Raw genomic sequence first — 17,102 nt, 5'->3', positions numbered from 1 at the left:
TCAATAGAAATATGTGCTCTATCTATCAGATAAATAAAGTTTTAATGATTATGGAATTTATAATCGGTGGAACGAAAACCCTTAAATTGGTGTCCAATTGTATAAATGTATTAGGCATGAGAATTAGAACGGTTGTGTTAGACGGGATTTGAAGTTGATAGTGCCGTCATTATTGTTGATGACATTAAAAATTTTAGAAGGAATTAAGTATGGCGATTTTTGCTTGGTCTGAAGCGAAACAGTTAGATGATAGCTTGAATTCGCTGGACGATTTCTTTGCTTTTCCGCCTCAGTCGGTTCAAACCTTAACTGGGGGGCTTACTAACCGCTGCTGGAAAATAGTTGACGCTGAAGGCGTTGCTTATGTTTGGCGACCAACAACGGCAATTACTAAAGCTTTTTCTATAACTCGTCATCAAGAAAACCAAGTTCTGTCCGCCATAGAGTTATTAAAAATAGCCCCTAAACCGATACTTCTGAATGATAAAGGGCTACTTGTCGAATGGCTAGACGGTGAAACCTTATCGGATGGCTTAGCACTGGATAGCTTATTAAGAACCGCTATTTCGGTACATCAAGTCAATACGGCAAGAATTCCTTTAACCCCTTTTTGTTTTACGGCACGAGTCGATCATTACTGGTTTCAACTAAATGAAAAGCATAGGATTGAACCGTTTAAAAGTATTTATCAAGAATGGCGTTCTTCACCGAATGTGAAAAGTGTAGATAATGCACTTTGCCATTTTGATCTAGGTGGTTATAACTTAGTGAAAAATCAGCAAGGGATTCAAATAATAGATTGGGAATACGCAGCATTAGCTGATCCACGACTGGATTTAACATTAAGTATTGCTGTTGCACAGCAACCTTTGTTGCAATCGGTGTATCGTTACTGTCAATTACGCGGAATCGAAGATGTTGATACTTGGGTCGAAGGTGTACAAGCTTGGTTACCTCGAAGCCAGATGATGGCGATGCTCTGGTACTTACTGGCTCATCAACTATGGGGGGACGCATCATTCCTTGAAGAGGCTGAAGCGCTGAGTCACACTTTCTGTAGCTAGGATCACGTTTATTGTGTGAAATGTGTAATTTCACTGCCCATCCCTTTAAAACCATAATTTTCGTGTTAGATTTACAATACGAGTACCAGCATTCAACGGGGGAGGTACAATGATTATTTATCTACACGGGTTTGACTCTACAAGCCCTGGTAACCATGAAAAAATACTGCAGTTGCAATTCATTGATGATGACATTCGTTTTATTAACTACAGTACTTTACATCCAAAACACGACATGCAGCACCTGCTTAAAGAAGTACATAAAGTGATAGAGCAGTCTGATGACCCACACCCTATTATTTGCGGTGTTGGTTTGGGTGCATTTTGGTCGGAACGCATTGGTTTCTTATGTGGAATTAAACAAGTTATCTTTAACCCTAACTTGCATCCAGAAAATAATATGGTGGGTAGAATTGACCGACCTGAAGAATACGAAGATATTGCTACTAAGTGTGTTGAACAGTATCGAATGAAAAATAAAGGTCGTTGTTTGGTCATTTTATCTCGTAATGATGAAATACACGACAACAGCAAATCCGCAGAAGAGTTAGAAGATTATTACGATTTGATTTGGGATGAGAAAGAACCCCATAAATTTAAGAAGATCTCTCAGCATCTACAAGCGATGAAAGCATTCAAAGATATGTAAATCATAAATTTATGATGAAAAGCAGTGCCATGTTGGTGCTGCTTTTTTTATGCGTAAAGCAAAGTTGACATCACGTACTGATATTGAGTTAAATTTAATCGAAACCTCATTGAAGGTAAGGATTTTAGTTGCGGACATTGTTTTGCTCTATATAATGTTTAATATCTAAATATGTTGATATTTATCAAATAAAATTGAGAGTAAGTGAAAAACTTACCCAAAATATGTGCAGTAACCCTCATGTTGCGCACCTTTAAATCTATGTGAACAGAACCTTGGAGCCAGCCTCCTTGGTCTAGCCCCTCTAAATACTCAATGAATGTGCACTGACTGCATTGAGTAACAGCGAAAGAATTTATCGGTTGGATTCGTCGAGCCGAACACTAATTTATTCATTTTTGTAGAGGATTGTCATTATGACAAATATTATCGTAGTTGGCGGTGGTGCTGGTGGTTTAGAACTAGCAACAAAACTAGGTCGAACCTTAGGGCGTAAGAACCGCGCAAAAATCACTCTTGTCGATCGTAAAGCTAGCCATCTATGGAAGCCTTTGTTACATGAAGTTGCAACGGGCTCTCTCGATGAAGGTGTTGATGCTTTAAGCTATCGTGCACACGCAAAAAACCATCAGTTTGATTTTCAAATGGGTAGCCTGAGCGATATCGATCGTGAACGTAAAGTCATTGTATTGAGCGAATTAAAAGATGACAACGGCGAGCTTTTAATGCCAGTACGTGAACTAGAATACGATATTTTGGTTATGGCGATTGGCTCTACTTCGAATGACTTTAATACTCCAGGCGTTCGCGATAACTGCATTTTCTTAGACAGCCCAGAACAAGCACACCGTTTCCGAACTGAAATGAATAATGAGTTCTTGAAGCTTCATGCGAAAAATGGTCAAGGAACCGTTGATATTGCCATTGTTGGTGCTGGAGCTACAGGTGTTGAGCTTTCAGCTGAGCTTCACAATGCAGTGAAAGAATTACGTACTTACGGCTTTGGTGACTTAGACTCTAGCAAACTGAACGTTAGCCTAGTCGAAGCGGGCGAGCGTATTCTTCCAGCTCTTCCTCCTCGTATTTCGAGTGCTGCCCATTCTGAATTAACTAAGCTTGGTGTAAATGTCCGCACGACAACAATGGTTACACAAGCTGAGAAAGACGGTCTAACGACCAAAGATGGCGAGAAAATCCCGGCACAAATCATGGTTTGGGCTGCTGGTATTAAAGCTCCTGATTTCATTAAAGATATTGCAGGTCTTGAAACTAACCGTATTAATCAGTTAGTTGTTAAAGATACATTGCAAACGACTCGCGATGACGACATTTTTGTTATTGGTGATTTGGCACAGTGTACACAAGCTGATGGATCATTCGTTCCGCCACGAGCGCAAGCCGCGCACCAAATGGCAAGCTGTGCATTCAGTAATATCATTGCGAAGTTAAACGGGCGAGAGCCAAAAGCTTATGAATATAAAGATAAAGGTTCATTAGTATCTTTGAGCCGTTTTTCTACTGTTGGTAGCTTGATGGGTAACTTAACTAAAGGGTCGATGATGGTAGAAGGGCGTATTGCTCGAATCGTATACATCTCGCTTTACAGAATGCACCAAATGGCTCTACACGGTATTATTAAAACATCATTAATGATGCTAGTTGGGCGTATTAACCGTGTGTTACGACCAAACTTGAAGCTTCACTAATAAACTTTGATGAACGATTTGTTATATCTCTAGTAAATCGTTGCAGGTAATAAAAAAAGAGCTCTTAGGAGCTCTTTTTTTATGTGGAAATTTTCAATTGAGTTCTAGGGGATGATAGAAAACACAACCCCATCTTTAGGCTTACCATTAAACACAAATCGATTTCTGGCTATGGCTTCTTTTTCTGCACCGCAGCGTTCAATTAATCTTTGGCTAGGTAAGTTATCAGGGTCACAAACAATCTCGAGACGAGTGAGCTTTAATTGTTCGAAGCAAAAATTGATAAGAGCTTGAAGAGCCTCTGTTGCTATGCCTTTGCTTTGGTATTTGTCTCCAATCCAATAACCTAGACTAGCCATGTTGAAGGTATGGTAAAGCTCATTAATTGCTACCATTCCTAGTATATTGCCACTGATATTATCGAAAACACCAAAGCCAAAAGCGTCGGCTTTCACCCAGTTTAATCGTGTTGCTAGAATGAACTTTTCAGCTTCTGTTTCGCTATAGTCAGGAGTACACCAATCAATCCATTTAAATAAGCTACTAGATTGGCGAACAAGTTCAGAAAACTCACGAGCATCAGATGCTTCTATAATTCTTAAGGTTACGCGGTTTGAAGATATTCGATAGTCTGGGCTCATGCTCTTTACCTAATAATACGCCCTCGGAAGAGGGCGTATAGTTGCAATTGAAATTGCGATTTATCTAATGAGTAAGTGCTACTCCACTCGTCTTACTTGGATGATCATACCAAGAAGAGGGTTATCTAAGTAATGAGTTTCTGTGCTGCGCATACGACGTTTTTGATCCATACGATAGCTTTTCAAAAACTCTTCTACTTCAACTGTAGGGGATATTTCTTTTAAATTCCCGACCTGAACTGTACTGTCAGCACCGCTTAAAGGCGCATCTAATTCAATGGTTTGGTCCTGAAGAGTAATCTCTCTTACACTGGGTGCTTTTAAATCTAAAGTTGTTTCCGCGTATAGGTAATGCTGTACATAAATTTGAAGTTTACCGTCTAATTCATATAGGGGCTTATCAATAGTCTCTTCTTTAAAAGATGCATCATTACTGCTACCAGACAACGCAGATTTTTCAGAACCATCAGCATTAAATTGTGCCGAATAATCCCTTCCGGCTTGTATTCTGAAGATAGGAGCAGACCCTTTACCTTCATCACCTTGTCGCCATGCTGTATGTAAAAGAACATTAAAACCAGCATGCTTACGCAATGATTCTTTCTGATTTTTTAAGTGATATTCAGAGTGGGGCAGCATCTGAACACTTTTTTTAGCTCTGTATTGGGCATCCTGAAATGACCCAACTCGTGCCATTGATATTTCAGGAAGCTTATTTGGCCATGATTCATTAATCTTTTCGGCATCAACTGCACGTTTGAAAATGATCACTTCTATATCAAATTGTCTTTGTGCCAAACTTGGCAAAGAAACGAATAAGAGTAGTAGCGGGATCAGTCTTTTCATTTTTACTCCATCTTCCAACTGCACATTTTGTTGGATTCATATTGTTATACTGTGGCGAAATTGATTAAGCCGAAGGCAATAGATTCTGACGGAATTCGCCAAGTAAATCGCTTACAAACTGTATGCGCTTGCGTCTATCAACTAATGGTACCGTAAACTTAAACTTAGTTGGTCCTTCCATTGAAAACTTTTGAGGCTGAGATTGCAATAGTTTAACCAGATAGGTCGGGTTAATGTCAGCATCAGGATAGAACTCTATAAAGCCCCCTTTATCATGTGCTTCAATTTTTTTCGTTTTAATTGCAGCAGCAGCAAGTTTTAGTTCTGAAACTGAAAGTAGATTCTTTGTTGCATCTGGCAATGTACCGAATCGATCTATCAACTCAACCTTTAGCTCAGCTAATTCGTCACTATCATGAACACTGGCAATTCGCTTATAGGTAGATAAACGGGTGTTTATGTCTGGAATGTAGTCGTCAGGTAGCAGAGCGGGTAAGCGCATTTCAATTTCAGTCTGTTCTCTAAGCAGGTCATCCAAAGATGGTTCTTTTCCTTCTTTTAGAGCTTCAACAGCCTGCTCCAACATTTCCATGTATAACGTAAAACCGACAGACTGGATTTGACCACTTTGTTCATCACCCAATAGCTCACCAGCACCACGAATTTCTAAATCGTGCGTAGCAAGTGTGAAACCTGCGCCTAAATCTTCTAGTGAAGCAATGGCATCGAGACGTTTAACCGCATCTTTAGTCATTGCTTTAGGGTGAGGAGTGAGTAGGTAAGCGTACGCTTGATGATGTGAGCGGCCCACACGACCACGTAGTTGGTGAAGCTGAGCTAAACCTAAGTTGTCAGCTCGATCCATTAGAATCGTGTTAGCCGTTGGAACGTCAATACCCGTTTCAATGATCGTGGTACAGACCAACACATTAAACCTCTGGTGGTAAAAATCATTCATAATACGCTCTAGCTCGCGCTCGCGCATTTGGCCATGAGCAACGGTAATTCTTGCTTCTGGAATCAAAGCTTGAAGTGATTCAGCTGTTTTTTCGATTGTATCTACTTGATTATGCAAGAAATAAACTTGACCACCACGCATAATTTCACGCAATACAGCTTCACGTACAGTCGCATCATCGCTCTGGCGCACAAATGTTTTTATTGCAAGGCGACGTGCTGGTGGAGTTGCGATGATCGATAGATCTCGCATGCCACTCATTGCCATATTCAATGTTCTTGGGATTGGTGTCGCTGTCAGTGTGAGGATATCAACATCAGCACGCATTGCTTTGACTTTTTCTTTTTGGCGTACACCAAACCTGTGCTCTTCATCAACAACAAGTAGCCCAAGGTCTTTGAATTTAATGTCGCTTGAAAGTAATTTATGAGTGCCGACCACAATATCAACTTTACCTTCAGCGACATCTTGCAGAATGACTTTCTGTTCTTTTGCTGATTTGAAACGTGATAATACTTCAACTCGGATTGGGAGATTAGCAAAGCGGTCTCGGAAGTTTTCAAAATGCTGCTGTGCTAGTAACGTGGTTGGAACAAGCACGGCGACTTGTTTACTATTATCTGTACATACAAAAGCTGCTCGCATTGCCACTTCAGTTTTACCAAAGCCCACATCACCACAAACAAGGCGATCCATTGCTTTAGCTTGACACATATCCGACATGACCGCATTGATTGCCATGGATTGGTCGTCGGTTTCTTCAAATGGAAAGCCTGCTTTAAACGTTGCATATTGCCCTCTATCGAGTGCGAATTTGTAGCCTGGTTTTAGTTCTCGTTTTGCATAGACATCAAGTAACTCTGCTGCCACATCTCTGACTTTTTCAGCCGCTCGCTTACGTGCTTTTTGCCAAGCTTCACCACCCAGCTTATGTAGTGGGGCCGAGTCTTCAGCTCCTCCAGAGTAGCGACCAATTAGGTTTAGCGAAGCAACAGGAACATATAACTTTGCATCGTTTTGGTATTCAAGCGTCACGTATTCTGTGATTAAACCACCAGCTTCAAGTGTTTGAAGCCCAATATAGCGACCAATACCATGGTCAATATGCACGACTGGCTGACCTGGTTTAAGTTCTGCGAGGTGACGAATAACCGTATCACTATTGACACTCTTTTTATCTTTTTTACGTCGCTGAACTACTCTGTCACCAAGTAAATCACTCTCACAAATAAAGGCTAAGTCTTGGTCTTGAAAGATGAAGCCGTGCTCAGCTGAACCTAAAACAAGCGAAAACTTATTACCAGATTGAGTTGCACTTTGCAGGCTATCCATTTCGGCAGGGCGAATCTTTATCCCTTGTAGCAGTTCACCTAGCGCTTCTCTTCGACCTTCTGACTCAACTGAAAATACGATACTTCCCTGAAAGGACTCCGTAAATTTTCTAAGGTTGGCTAATGGTTCTTTGTTTTTGTGCTGAACACTTAGATCAGGCAAGTTAGAAATAGGTAAGTTTACTCTTCCTGCCTTTTCTTCAATGCTGTCTAGGTTTAGTAGAACTTGTGACTTTTGTTTGAAGTGAACGAATAATTCGTCTTTTTTTAGCCAAAGTTGCTCTGGGGATAGAAGAGGGCGCAAAGGGTCCACTTTACGCTGTTCATACCTATGCTCTACATCCGATAAAAATGTATCAACTGCTGTTTCAACGTCACCTAAAATAAGAAGCTGAGCTTCATCAGCTACATAGTCAAAAAGAGTTTCGGTGTGCTCAAAGAAAAGAGGCTGCCAATATTCAATACCTGATGGCCAAGTTCCTTTGGATACTTGCATATATACCGATTCAGGCTCTCGTCTTGCTTCAAACTGTTGGCGCCAGCGAATACGAAAATCTTCAATTGCGGTTTCAGAGGTTGGAAACTCGTGAGCTGGTAGGAGTCGTATTTCGGAAACGTCCTCTATGGAGCGTTGATTTTCTGGATCAAAAGTACGAATGGTATCGACTTCGTCATCAAAAAAATCAATTCGATATGGATCTCTGCTGCCCATAGGGAATAGATCAAGAATTGACCCGCGGCTTGCGTATTCACCAGGACCAAATACTTGATCAACATAGCGGTATCCTGACTTTTCTAGCTGCAACCTTAGCTTTTCGAGTGAAAACAAGTCACCCGTTTTTACCATTAAGGTGTGCTGCAATAAGTAATCACGTGGAGATTGGCGTTGCAAAAGTGTGCTTATTGGAACAATAGTGATTCCGCTATTCAGAGTAGGTAATGAATAGAGGCGTGCTATTCGATCTGAAATTATTTCTTGATGCGGAGAAAAGCTATCGTATGGCAATGTTTCCCAATCAGGAAATAAGGCAACTTCTTGCTGTGTAAACTGCTCTATCTCATTTTGTAGCTTAAGCGCTATTTGAGGATCAGGAACGGCAAGCAGTGTATGACTATTGTGCTGCTCGGCAAGTTCAGCGATTGAAAGCGCAAGCGATGAACCAATTAAATTACCGATGTGTTTTTTGTCACCAGAACCTGTTGGTTTTGGTAAAGAGAAAATAGGTGCTGTTTTCATGTGTGATTACTTGTTATCTCGGTCTAGAGAGCGCTGGCGTAAAAGTTTTTGCTGCTGGTGTAATGCGGCTTTAATAAGTAGGTCTTGGTCTGTATCCCTAAGAAGCGCGTACTTGAAATTGACTTCAAATCCTGAGTCTTTTTCTTGGCTGGTAAGAACTTGTGCGTAGCAATAGATAGCCGCTGCTGGATATTCTAAAAACAGTTTAGCTTTAACAATTTGTCCAGCTTCTAGTGGTTGGTCTGCGTAGCAAGAGAACAAGCTCGCCCCAAAGCTATAAGTATGTGTTCGAAATTGTTCGTCATCTTGCTGAGCAAGCATAAAACTGAGTAATAGGTTTAACTTTGAATTTTGAGTATCAAGTAGGCTGATGACATTTTTGAGATCACTGTTCTTGAGTTCAATTCGAGCATTATCCGCAAGCAGATCAAGCTGACTGAATTCACTAGCCACTACAAAGGGAGCGGGGATTTCTGCTTCGAATTGTATTTGAGAGGGCAAAACGAACTCGCTTCCCATTGGCTCGATATTAGCGGTAAGGCTATGGTGAACGGTGAAATACTCTTGTTCTGTCATGTGCGTGTTCCTTGAATAGTTATATTGATTATCGTCATGTAGACGGAGTAATCAAGGCTCGCGGTTGGAAAGTAACAAATAGTTAGTTGATTCTTACTTTATCGCTAAGTAATTGACTTATTTAACTCAATAATTTCAATTACCCCCTACACAGTAACGGCAATTCCCGTTACATTAACTCGCATCTCTTTTCTATGGTTCAAAGTATGTTTCATCCTATTTCTATATACATAGGTCTGCGTTATCTCAAAGGCCGTTCAGGTGATCGCTTTAGCCGCTTTGTCTCTTATATTTCGACAGCCGGAATCACAATTGGCGTGTTGTCTTTGGTTACAGTCTTATCTGTAATGAATGGATTCGAAGCGCAGTTAAAAGAACGGATTTTGGGTGTGTTACCACAAGCCGTAATCTATGAAGATGGTGGTAAAACTCTCCAAAAAGAACAAGCACCTGATTTTATTCGTGACATGTCTTTGAATGGTCGCGTAGAACCGATAGTTCGAAGTGAGGCTGTTATTCAAAGTTCAGCGCAACTTTCGGCTGGCTTGCTAATTGGTGTTGAGCCTACAGACAATGACCCACTACAAAATCATTTAATTGCTGGTCGTCTTTCATCATTAAAGCAAGGTCAATACCATGTTTTTTTAGGACACACTCTAGCAAGAGACTTGAAAGTTTCTATTGGTGATAAAGTGCGGCTTATGGTGACTAGCGCTAGCCAATACACACCTTTAGGTCGTATTCCAAGTCAGCGTAACTTTACTGTAGCCGGTATTTTCAATACGGGCTCAGACATTGACGGGCAGCTTATGGTTACGCATATTCAAGATTCAGCTCGATTAATGCGCTTTAAAACAGGCACCATCTCAGGGTGGCGCTTATTCTTTGATGACCCATTTGTTGTGAGTGATCTATCCAATCAAACATTGCCTGACGGTTGGTTATGGAGAGATTGGCGTGAACAGCGCGGTGAACTTTTCCAAGCGGTTCGTATGGAAAAAAATATGATGGGTTTGATGCTTGGTCTGATTATTGGAGTCGCGGCATTTAATATCATCTCTGCATTAATCATGGTGGTAATGGAGAAGCAATCAGAGGTCGCAATTTTAAAAACCCAAGGAGTGAGTAACTGGCAGGTCATGAGTGTCTTTATGGTTCAAGGTGCTAGCAGTGGCGTAGTGGGAGCTGTATCTGGTGGAGTGTTAGGCGTAGTTCTAGCCTCAAACTTAAATAGTGTACTTGGAGCGATGGGCGTGGCTTTGTTCTCATTCGGTGGTCAACTACCTATCCTTATTGACCCCCTTCAAATTTGTATTGTTGTTATTTTGGCTATTGCACTGAGCCTGATCGCTACGATTTTTCCTTCTTACCGTGCATCTTCAGTGAAACCAGCAGAGGCCCTTCGTTATGAGTAATTTTTTGCAATGTCACGATATCCGTAAAACATACCGTGAAGGCTCACTCGATACGGAAGTGTTGAAAGGTGTGAGTTTCTCTATTGATCGAGGTGAGCTGGTTTCTATCATTGGTACATCTGGTTCTGGTAAAAGTACGCTGTTACATATTTTAGGCGCGTTAGATGACGCATCTGCGGGAAGTGTGAGCTTCTTAGATCAAGACTTAGCATCTTTAAGCTCAAACAAACAAGCCAAATTACGAAATAAGCACTTGGGTTTTGTGTATCAATTCCATCATTTATTAGCGGACTTTTCTGCATTAGAAAATGTGGCAATGCCGCTACTCATTGGGGGCGAAAAACCTCAAGTTGCGAAAGATGCAGCCCGAAAATTATTAGATAAGGTTGGGTTGTCGCACCGAGTGGATCATCGTCCGTCTGAATTATCTGGTGGTGAAAGACAGCGTGTGGCTATTGCCAGAGCCTTAGTCAATAAACCTGCTTTAGTCCTAGCGGATGAACCGACGGGTAACCTTGATCACAGCACCGCACTTTCTATTTATGATTTGATGCGAGAACTTAATCGCGAGTCTGGGACCGCATTTTTAGTGGTAACACACGATGGTGAGTTGGCTTCTAAAATGGATCGTCAATTGCACATGCAGGACGGCTTGCTTGTGAATGTAAATAACGAGGTGAAGTAAGTGTTTTCATCTTTATCCCTACTAATTGGGAGCCGGTTTAGCCGTGCGAAACAACGCGATAAAATGGTGTCATTCATTTCTTTGTCTTCGACAATTGGGATCGCCGTGGGGGTTGCGGTGATCATCATTGGTTTGTCTGCAATGAATGGTTTTGAAAGAGAGTTGGAATCTCGAGTTTTATCAGTTATTCCACATGGAGAATTTGAAGGGGTAAATGCCCCTATCACTCGCTGGCAAGAAGTGATAGATAAAGCTGAGCAACATGAAAAGGTTATTGCAGCTGCGCCCTATGTTCGTATTACAGCATTAGCTGAAAAAGGGACGGAACTGAAAGCTATTGAAATTCGTGGGATTGATCCTGAACAAGAAAGCGAAGTGTCTAGTTTACCTCGTTTTATTGACCAAGATGCATGGAGCAACTTTGTTCCTAACCAGCAGCAAATTATTTTGGGTTCAGGTGTGGCTAAAACACTAGGTGTCAGTGTGGGGGAGTATCTTACACTTATGATCCCTTCCGTTACCAACTCAACTAAAGTTCAGGCACCTAAGCGTGTTAGGGTTAAAGTCGCAGGTTTACTTTCGTTAAGTGGACAGATTGATCATAGCCTGGCATTAGTGCCGATAGAAGATGCAAAGCAGTACGCTAATATAGGTCAAGGTGTCACTGGTGTTTCCTTGAAGGTTACCGAGGTACTTAATGCTGCAGCCATTGTTCGCGAACTAGGTAATACGCTGGATGTTTATGTCTACATAAGAAGTTGGCAACAAAAATTTGGCTTTCTATATCGCGATATTCAACTTGTAAGAACCATTATGTACCTAGTCATGGTGCTTGTAATTGGGGTTGCCTGTTTTAACATTGTGTCTACGTTAATGATGGCAGTGAAAGATCGCGCAGCTGAGATTGCTATTTTAAGAACGATGGGAGCAACAGATAGCCTAGTTAAACGTATTTTTGTTTGGCAAGGTGTGTTTTCGGGAGTGCTGGGCAGTATCGTAGGAAGTGCTATTGGGGTACTGGTTGCATTGAATCTTACGAGCATAATTAAATTCATTGAATCTATTGTCGGACACCAGTTTTTATCTGGGGATATCTATTTTGTCGATTTTTTACCTTCGCAACTTAATCTAACTGATGTTGCGACAGTTTCAGTTACTGCTATTGTTTTAAGCCTGCTTGCGACTTGGTATCCTTCCTCAAGAGCTGCAAAGTTGAATCCGGCGTCAGTGTTAAGTTCGAAATAAACGCTGCTTCTAAACGGATTAAATATTCACTAATAAAAAAGGACCGCATATGGTCCTTTTTTGTTTTGAGATGGAAATTGGACTTATTGAGCTTGTATTACATTGCCATACTCTTATTTAAGTCTATTACTCTAATATCTGAAAGTGATAGCTACACGTTCAAATAGTAATCATTTATCTTGCTCTACGTTTCTGCCAGCTTCTTACCACTGAATAGCGCCATAGTCCTCGAATGCCAAAATAGCCCAGCATAGCAGATAGTATTCCACATATGAGGCAACCGAGTAAGAATGGGGGGCCGATAGTTGTCATTTGAGCTAGGATGAAGTCCCACTCAAGCTGAAAATGAAAAGGCTGAGGAGGGACCTGCATTACAAATGCACCGACCTTATACGCGAAATAAAACAGGACTGGCATAGTAACGGGATTACTTATCCACACTAACGCTACCGCTAAAGGTAAATTTACACCACACATTACAGCCAGGCCAGCAGACATGATCATCTGACTGGGAAGGGGAACAAAAGCCATAAATAAGCCAACCGCAAATGCGCCAGCAGCAGAGCGACGATTAAGACACCATAAATTGGGGTTATATAAAACGTTGCCAAAAACTCTTAATGCTTTCTGACGCTTTATTAGCTCATGGTCAGGCATAAATCGTTTAATAAACTTTCTTGGCATAGTAGGAAGTAACTCTCTTGTTTAACAATTATTTTCTAATGTCATTCGCTTTAACAATAATTTCAGCGAGTTTTTGGCCAATTATCCCTTCAATAGTTTGGATAGTGCCGATATTTTATTTTTTATACGCATCAATTAAGTATAGGGCGTTCTCTTATCTGGGCGGAGTCATTTTAGCTGTTTTACTTATTATTTATCAGGGTAACCTGATTAAAACCCAGACGAGTGCGCTGTTTCAATCAGGTCAGAATACTATCATAAAAGCGTCTGTTACTAGCCTTTTTAAGAAAAATTCTCACGGTTATAAAAGCGTTTTAGTGGTTAGATCAATCGACGATGAAAAAACAATCAAGCCGCAAGCTGTTAAGGTTCAACTTTTCACCCCTTTTAAGTTAAATCAAGGTGATTTGGTTACACTTTCGGTGTTAATCAAGCCAATCTACGGACTTTTAAACGAAGCTGGGTTTGATAAAGAACGTTACTTATTTAGCAAAGGTATTGTCGCGAACGCAAACTATATTGCAGGTACATCATATAGAATTCGTTCAACGCAAAGCATCAGAGCGGTTTGGTTCGAAGAGATAAAATTTTACACGGAGAATTTCAGTAACCAAGATCTAATATTGGCTCTAAGTTTTGGTTATAGAGAGTTAATCTCCAACGATACTTGGGGGTTATTAAAAAGTAGCGGCTTGCTTCATTTGATCGCTATTTCAGGATTACATATTGGCATTGCTTATGGCATTGGATACAAGGTTGGCACATCGCTTAGGTGGTTTCTTCCTCATGCGGTCTGGATGCCATTAATTACTGGTTTGAGTTTAGCCATATTCTATAGTTGGTTTGCAGGCTTTACTTTACCGACTCAGCGAGCTCTTGTGATGTGTTGTATTGCGAGCTTTTTAATTTTTTCTAGAGTCAAGGTTGGAATAGTTCAATATCTTTTGTTGAGCTTGTGTGTCGTTTTGATTTTTGACCCATTCTCAACATTATCAAGTAGCTTTTGGATGTCTTTTGGTGCGGTTTCAGTCGTTCTATACTCTGTTCAATTTTTTGCTATGGATAAAAACAAAACCGGTTTAATTAATAGATGGGGTAGCTTATTAAAGATTCAGTGCATGTTATCATTCATGGTACTGCCGCTGACTATGCTGTTTTTTGGAGGCTTCAGTGTAGCCACTGTCATTTATAATGTTTTATTTATCCCCTGGTTCACGTTAGTTGTTATTCCCTTACTTTTCTTATCAATTTTCATTACGATATTTTTAAATGTTGATGCCACTTTATTCTGGGGATTAGTTGATAAATCTTTATCAATTTTAGAGCTATCAATTCCATACTCTGACTCATATTGGATTAATAGCAGTATTGAACTTGCTGCGACGATGACAATCATCATATTCATATTGTTCATGTTTTACCGTTATCTATCGAAGAGTACAGTTTTTATTATTGGTTGTATTTGTTTGTTAGGGTTACTTACTCGAGAGAATGAGAGGAATTCTCTGAAAATTGATTTTCTCGATGTAGGGCATGGGTTAGCCATTCTGATTGAGAAAAATAAGCAGGTGATTGTCTACGATACTGGAAAAGCTTGGGAAGGAGGAAGTATTGTTGATTCCGTAGTTACTCCTATACTTCAAAGTCGGGGAGTTGAAAAAGTTGAAGGGGTCATTATTAGCCACTTCGATTCAGATCACTCCGGGGGATATAAAGCAATAATTAAAAATTTTGCACCTGAATGGATTCGTACTAGTCAAAGGGCTACAGAGTTACATAAACCATGCATTCAAGGTGAATCATGGCTATGGAACCAAGTGAGTTTTAAAGTTCTTTGGCCACCTAAGTTAGTCAATCGAGCATATAACCCCCAATCTTGTGTTGTACGTTTAGAAGATCATGATAGTGGTCGGTCTCTTCTTTTAACTGGTGATATTGAAGCTCTAAGTGAGTGGTTATTATCACGGAATCCAACATTGCTTAAAAGTGATGTGATGCTAGTTCCTCATCACGGTAGCTTTACCTCTTCAATTAATACTTTTATTCAATCTGTTGAACCGGAATTTGCTATTGCTTCTTTAGCAAAAGGTAATCAATGGGGAATGCCAAACAGCCGAGTTATGGACCGATATGCCCAGTCAGGCAGTCATTGGTTAGATACGGGCTCTAGTGGTCAAATATCATTCGAAATCGTTGAGGGTAAATGGAAATTTCATACGATTCGAGGAGATAGCCCTTTCTCTTGGTATAGGCAGATGCTTCGTAAGGGAGTAGAATAGATAGATTATTGTAAGAAAAATAAGCGATTCTATGTCAACAGAAACTGATGAAACAACATGGGTTACCTTTAAGCGATTATGGACTTATATTCGCCTTTATAAATCGGGTTTAGGTGTTGCTGTCATTGCTCTTGTAATTAATGCAGTGTCTGATACTTATATGATTTCTTTACTGAAGCCTCTACTTGATGAAGGCTTTGGTAATGCAGAATCAGATTTCTTACGTACTTTGCCGATTATCATATTTGTGATGATGTTTATTCGCGGTATCAGCGGCTTTGTTTCCACCTATTGTTTGAGCTGGGTTTCTGGCAATGTTGTCATGGAGATCCGGAGAAAAATTTTCAGCCAATTTATGCATATGCCGGTTTCGTTTTTCGATAAAGAGCAAACCGGGGCATTGTTGTCTCGAATTACATATGACTCAGAGCAAGTATCATCAGCCACAAGTAAAGCGTTGGTGAGCATTGTACGTGAAGGTGCAAGCATTATTGGCTTGATAGTATTAATGTTCTGGAATAGCTGGCAGCTTTCCCTTGTTTTATTTGCTGTAGCACCGGTCGTTGCATTTGGTATTAGTGTTGTATCTAAGCGTTTTAGAAAAATTTCTAAGAACATGCAGACCACCATGGGTAAAGTCGCATCATCTGCAGAGCAAATGCTTAAAGGGCATAAGGTTGTTTTGAGTTATGGCGGGCAGGATATTGAAAAGAAACGTTTTGATGATGTAAGTAATCAAATGCGTCAGCAATATATGAAGTTGGTAACGGCTCAGGCGGCTGCTAACCCAATTATCCAAATGATTGCTTCTATCGCTATTGTTACAATCTTGGTGCTAGCAAGTGTTGATTCAATTCGCAATGAATTAACTCCTGGTACTTTTACCGTTGTATTCTCGGCAATGTTTGGTTTGATGCGTCCGCTGAAAGCGTTAACAAACGTTACTTCTGAATTTCAACGTGGTATGGCTGCTAGTCAAACCTTGTTTGGTTTGATGGATTTAGATATTGAATCTGATAAAGGCAAACTAAATGTTGAACACGCCAATGGTGATGTAGCGGTTAAGAACGTAACCTTTACGTATGAAGGAAGCGAGAAACCAGCACTAGATAATGTGAGTTTTACTATTCCTAAGGGTAAAACAGTAGCTTTGGTCGGGCGTTCAGGTTCAGGGAAAAGTACCATCGCAAATTTGTTTACACGCTTTTATGATGTGGATTCGGGCGTCATTAGCTTAGATAACCATGATATTCGAGATTACAAATTGAGAAATTTAAGGGAGCATTTCGCTTTAGTTTCTCAGAATGTTCATTTATTTAATGACACGGTAGCTAATAACATCGCGTATGCTGCTGAAGAAAAATATACACGTGAGCAGATAGAACATGCTGCGAAACTTGCTCATGCGAAAGAGTTCATTGATGGGATGGAGTTTGGTCTAGACACAGTTATAGGTGAAAATGGATCAAGCCTGTCTGGTGGTCAAAGACAACGTATTGCGATTGCTAGAGCATTATTACGTGATGCTTCAGTGTTGATTCTTGATGAAGCAACATCCGCTCTTGATACTGAGTCGGAAAGAGCGATTCAGTTGGCTCTAGATGAGTTACAGAAAGATAAAACCGTTTTGGTTATCGCTCACCGCTTATCTACAATTGAAGATGCAGACGAAATCTTAGTCGTGGACGAAGGTAAGATCATTGAACGTGGACCACATGCTGAACTTCTTGCTCAAGATGGCGCATATGCTCAACTCCATCGAATTCAGTTTGGTGAGTAGTCGTCT

At 40.5% G+C, this 17,102-nt stretch carries 13 protein-coding genes; 8 read left to right on the top strand and 5 right to left on the bottom strand.

What is annotated here, in order from left to right; translation table 11 throughout:
- The first annotated feature begins 209 nt into the window (after nt 1-209).
- The 3 genes from OCU78_RS08840 to OCU78_RS08830 all read left to right on the top strand — a co-directional run bounded on the left by OCU78_RS08840 (nt 210) and on the right by OCU78_RS08830 (nt 3,419).
- Nucleotides 210-1,064 (top strand): phosphotransferase, encoded by an 855-nt coding sequence (locus OCU78_RS08840; protein ID WP_137372932.1) that lies wholly within the window; start codon nt 210-212, stop codon nt 1,062-1,064.
- 109 nt (nt 1,065-1,173) lie between these two features.
- A complete protein-coding gene (gene ycfP, locus OCU78_RS08835; RefSeq protein WP_137372933.1) occupies nt 1,174-1,713 on the top strand; it encodes an alpha/beta hydrolase YcfP in 540 nt (179 codons plus the stop codon).
- Nucleotides 1,714-2,129: 416 nt separating this feature from the next.
- Nucleotides 2,130-3,419 (top strand): NAD(P)/FAD-dependent oxidoreductase, encoded by a 1,290-nt coding sequence (locus OCU78_RS08830; protein ID WP_137372934.1) that lies wholly within the window; start codon nt 2,130-2,132, stop codon nt 3,417-3,419.
- A 104-nt stretch (nt 3,420-3,523) separates the two neighbouring features.
- On the opposite strand, the gene OCU78_RS08825 is transcribed toward OCU78_RS08830, so the two are convergent.
- The 4 genes from OCU78_RS08825 to OCU78_RS08810 form a co-directional block, all read right to left on the bottom strand.
- Complete coding sequence (locus OCU78_RS08825) at nt 3,524-4,060, bottom strand: GNAT family N-acetyltransferase (protein WP_137372935.1); 537 nt, start codon at nt 4,058-4,060, stop codon at nt 3,524-3,526.
- Between the two features lie 78 nt (nt 4,061-4,138).
- A complete protein-coding gene (locus OCU78_RS08820) occupies nt 4,139-4,906 on the bottom strand; it encodes a peptidoglycan binding protein CsiV (RefSeq protein ID WP_137372936.1) in 768 nt (255 codons plus the stop codon).
- A 64-nt stretch (nt 4,907-4,970) separates the two neighbouring features.
- Entirely contained in the window at nt 4,971-8,432 is a 3,462-nt protein-coding gene (gene mfd / locus OCU78_RS08815) for a transcription-repair coupling factor (RefSeq protein ID WP_137372937.1), read from the bottom strand.
- Nucleotides 8,433-8,438: 6 nt separating this feature from the next.
- A complete protein-coding gene (locus OCU78_RS08810) occupies nt 8,439-9,008 on the bottom strand; it encodes a PilZ domain-containing protein (protein WP_137372938.1) in 570 nt (189 codons plus the stop codon).
- A 206-nt stretch (nt 9,009-9,214) separates the two neighbouring features.
- Between OCU78_RS08810 and lolC the strand changes: the two genes are divergently transcribed.
- The 3 genes from lolC to lolE are packed head-to-tail and all read left to right on the top strand — an operon-like array spanning nt 9,215 to nt 12,353.
- Nucleotides 9,215-10,423, top strand: a complete 1,209-nt coding sequence (gene lolC / locus OCU78_RS08805) for a lipoprotein-releasing ABC transporter permease subunit LolC (protein WP_137372939.1) — start codon at nt 9,215-9,217, stop codon at nt 10,421-10,423.
- Nucleotides 10,416-11,108 (top strand): lipoprotein-releasing ABC transporter ATP-binding protein LolD, encoded by a 693-nt coding sequence (lolD, locus tag OCU78_RS08800; protein WP_137372940.1) that lies wholly within the window; start codon nt 10,416-10,418, stop codon nt 11,106-11,108. Before lolC ends, lolD begins: the two co-directional genes overlap by 8 nt.
- Nucleotides 11,109-12,353, top strand: coding sequence for a lipoprotein-releasing ABC transporter permease subunit LolE (gene lolE / locus OCU78_RS08795; protein ID WP_137372941.1), 1,245 nt, complete (start codon nt 11,109-11,111; stop codon nt 12,351-12,353).
- A gap of 174 nt (nt 12,354-12,527) precedes the next feature.
- Here lolE and OCU78_RS08790 read toward each other — a convergent pair whose 3' ends face one another.
- Nucleotides 12,528-13,037 carry a DUF2062 domain-containing protein gene (locus OCU78_RS08790; RefSeq protein ID WP_137372942.1) on the bottom strand — a complete coding sequence of 170 codons (510 nt, stop codon included), beginning with the start codon at nt 13,035-13,037 and terminating at the stop codon, nt 12,528-12,530.
- 17 nt (nt 13,038-13,054) lie between these two features.
- Between OCU78_RS08790 and OCU78_RS08785 the strand changes: the two genes are divergently transcribed.
- Both OCU78_RS08785 and msbA read left to right on the top strand, forming a co-directional pair.
- Complete coding sequence (locus OCU78_RS08785) at nt 13,055-15,316, top strand: DNA internalization-related competence protein ComEC/Rec2 (RefSeq protein WP_240701723.1); 2,262 nt, start codon at nt 13,055-13,057, stop codon at nt 15,314-15,316.
- Between the two features lie 31 nt (nt 15,317-15,347).
- Nucleotides 15,348-17,096 (top strand): lipid A ABC transporter ATP-binding protein/permease MsbA, encoded by a 1,749-nt coding sequence (gene msbA / locus OCU78_RS08780; protein ID WP_137372943.1) that lies wholly within the window; start codon nt 15,348-15,350, stop codon nt 17,094-17,096.
- Nucleotides 17,097-17,102: the final 6 nt, after the last annotated feature.

This window comes from Vibrio gallaecicus, assembly GCF_024347495.1.
Taxonomy (GTDB): Bacteria; Pseudomonadota; Gammaproteobacteria; order Enterobacterales; family Vibrionaceae; genus Vibrio; species Vibrio gallaecicus.
This window is presented reverse-complemented; position numbering and strand designations above follow the sequence as displayed.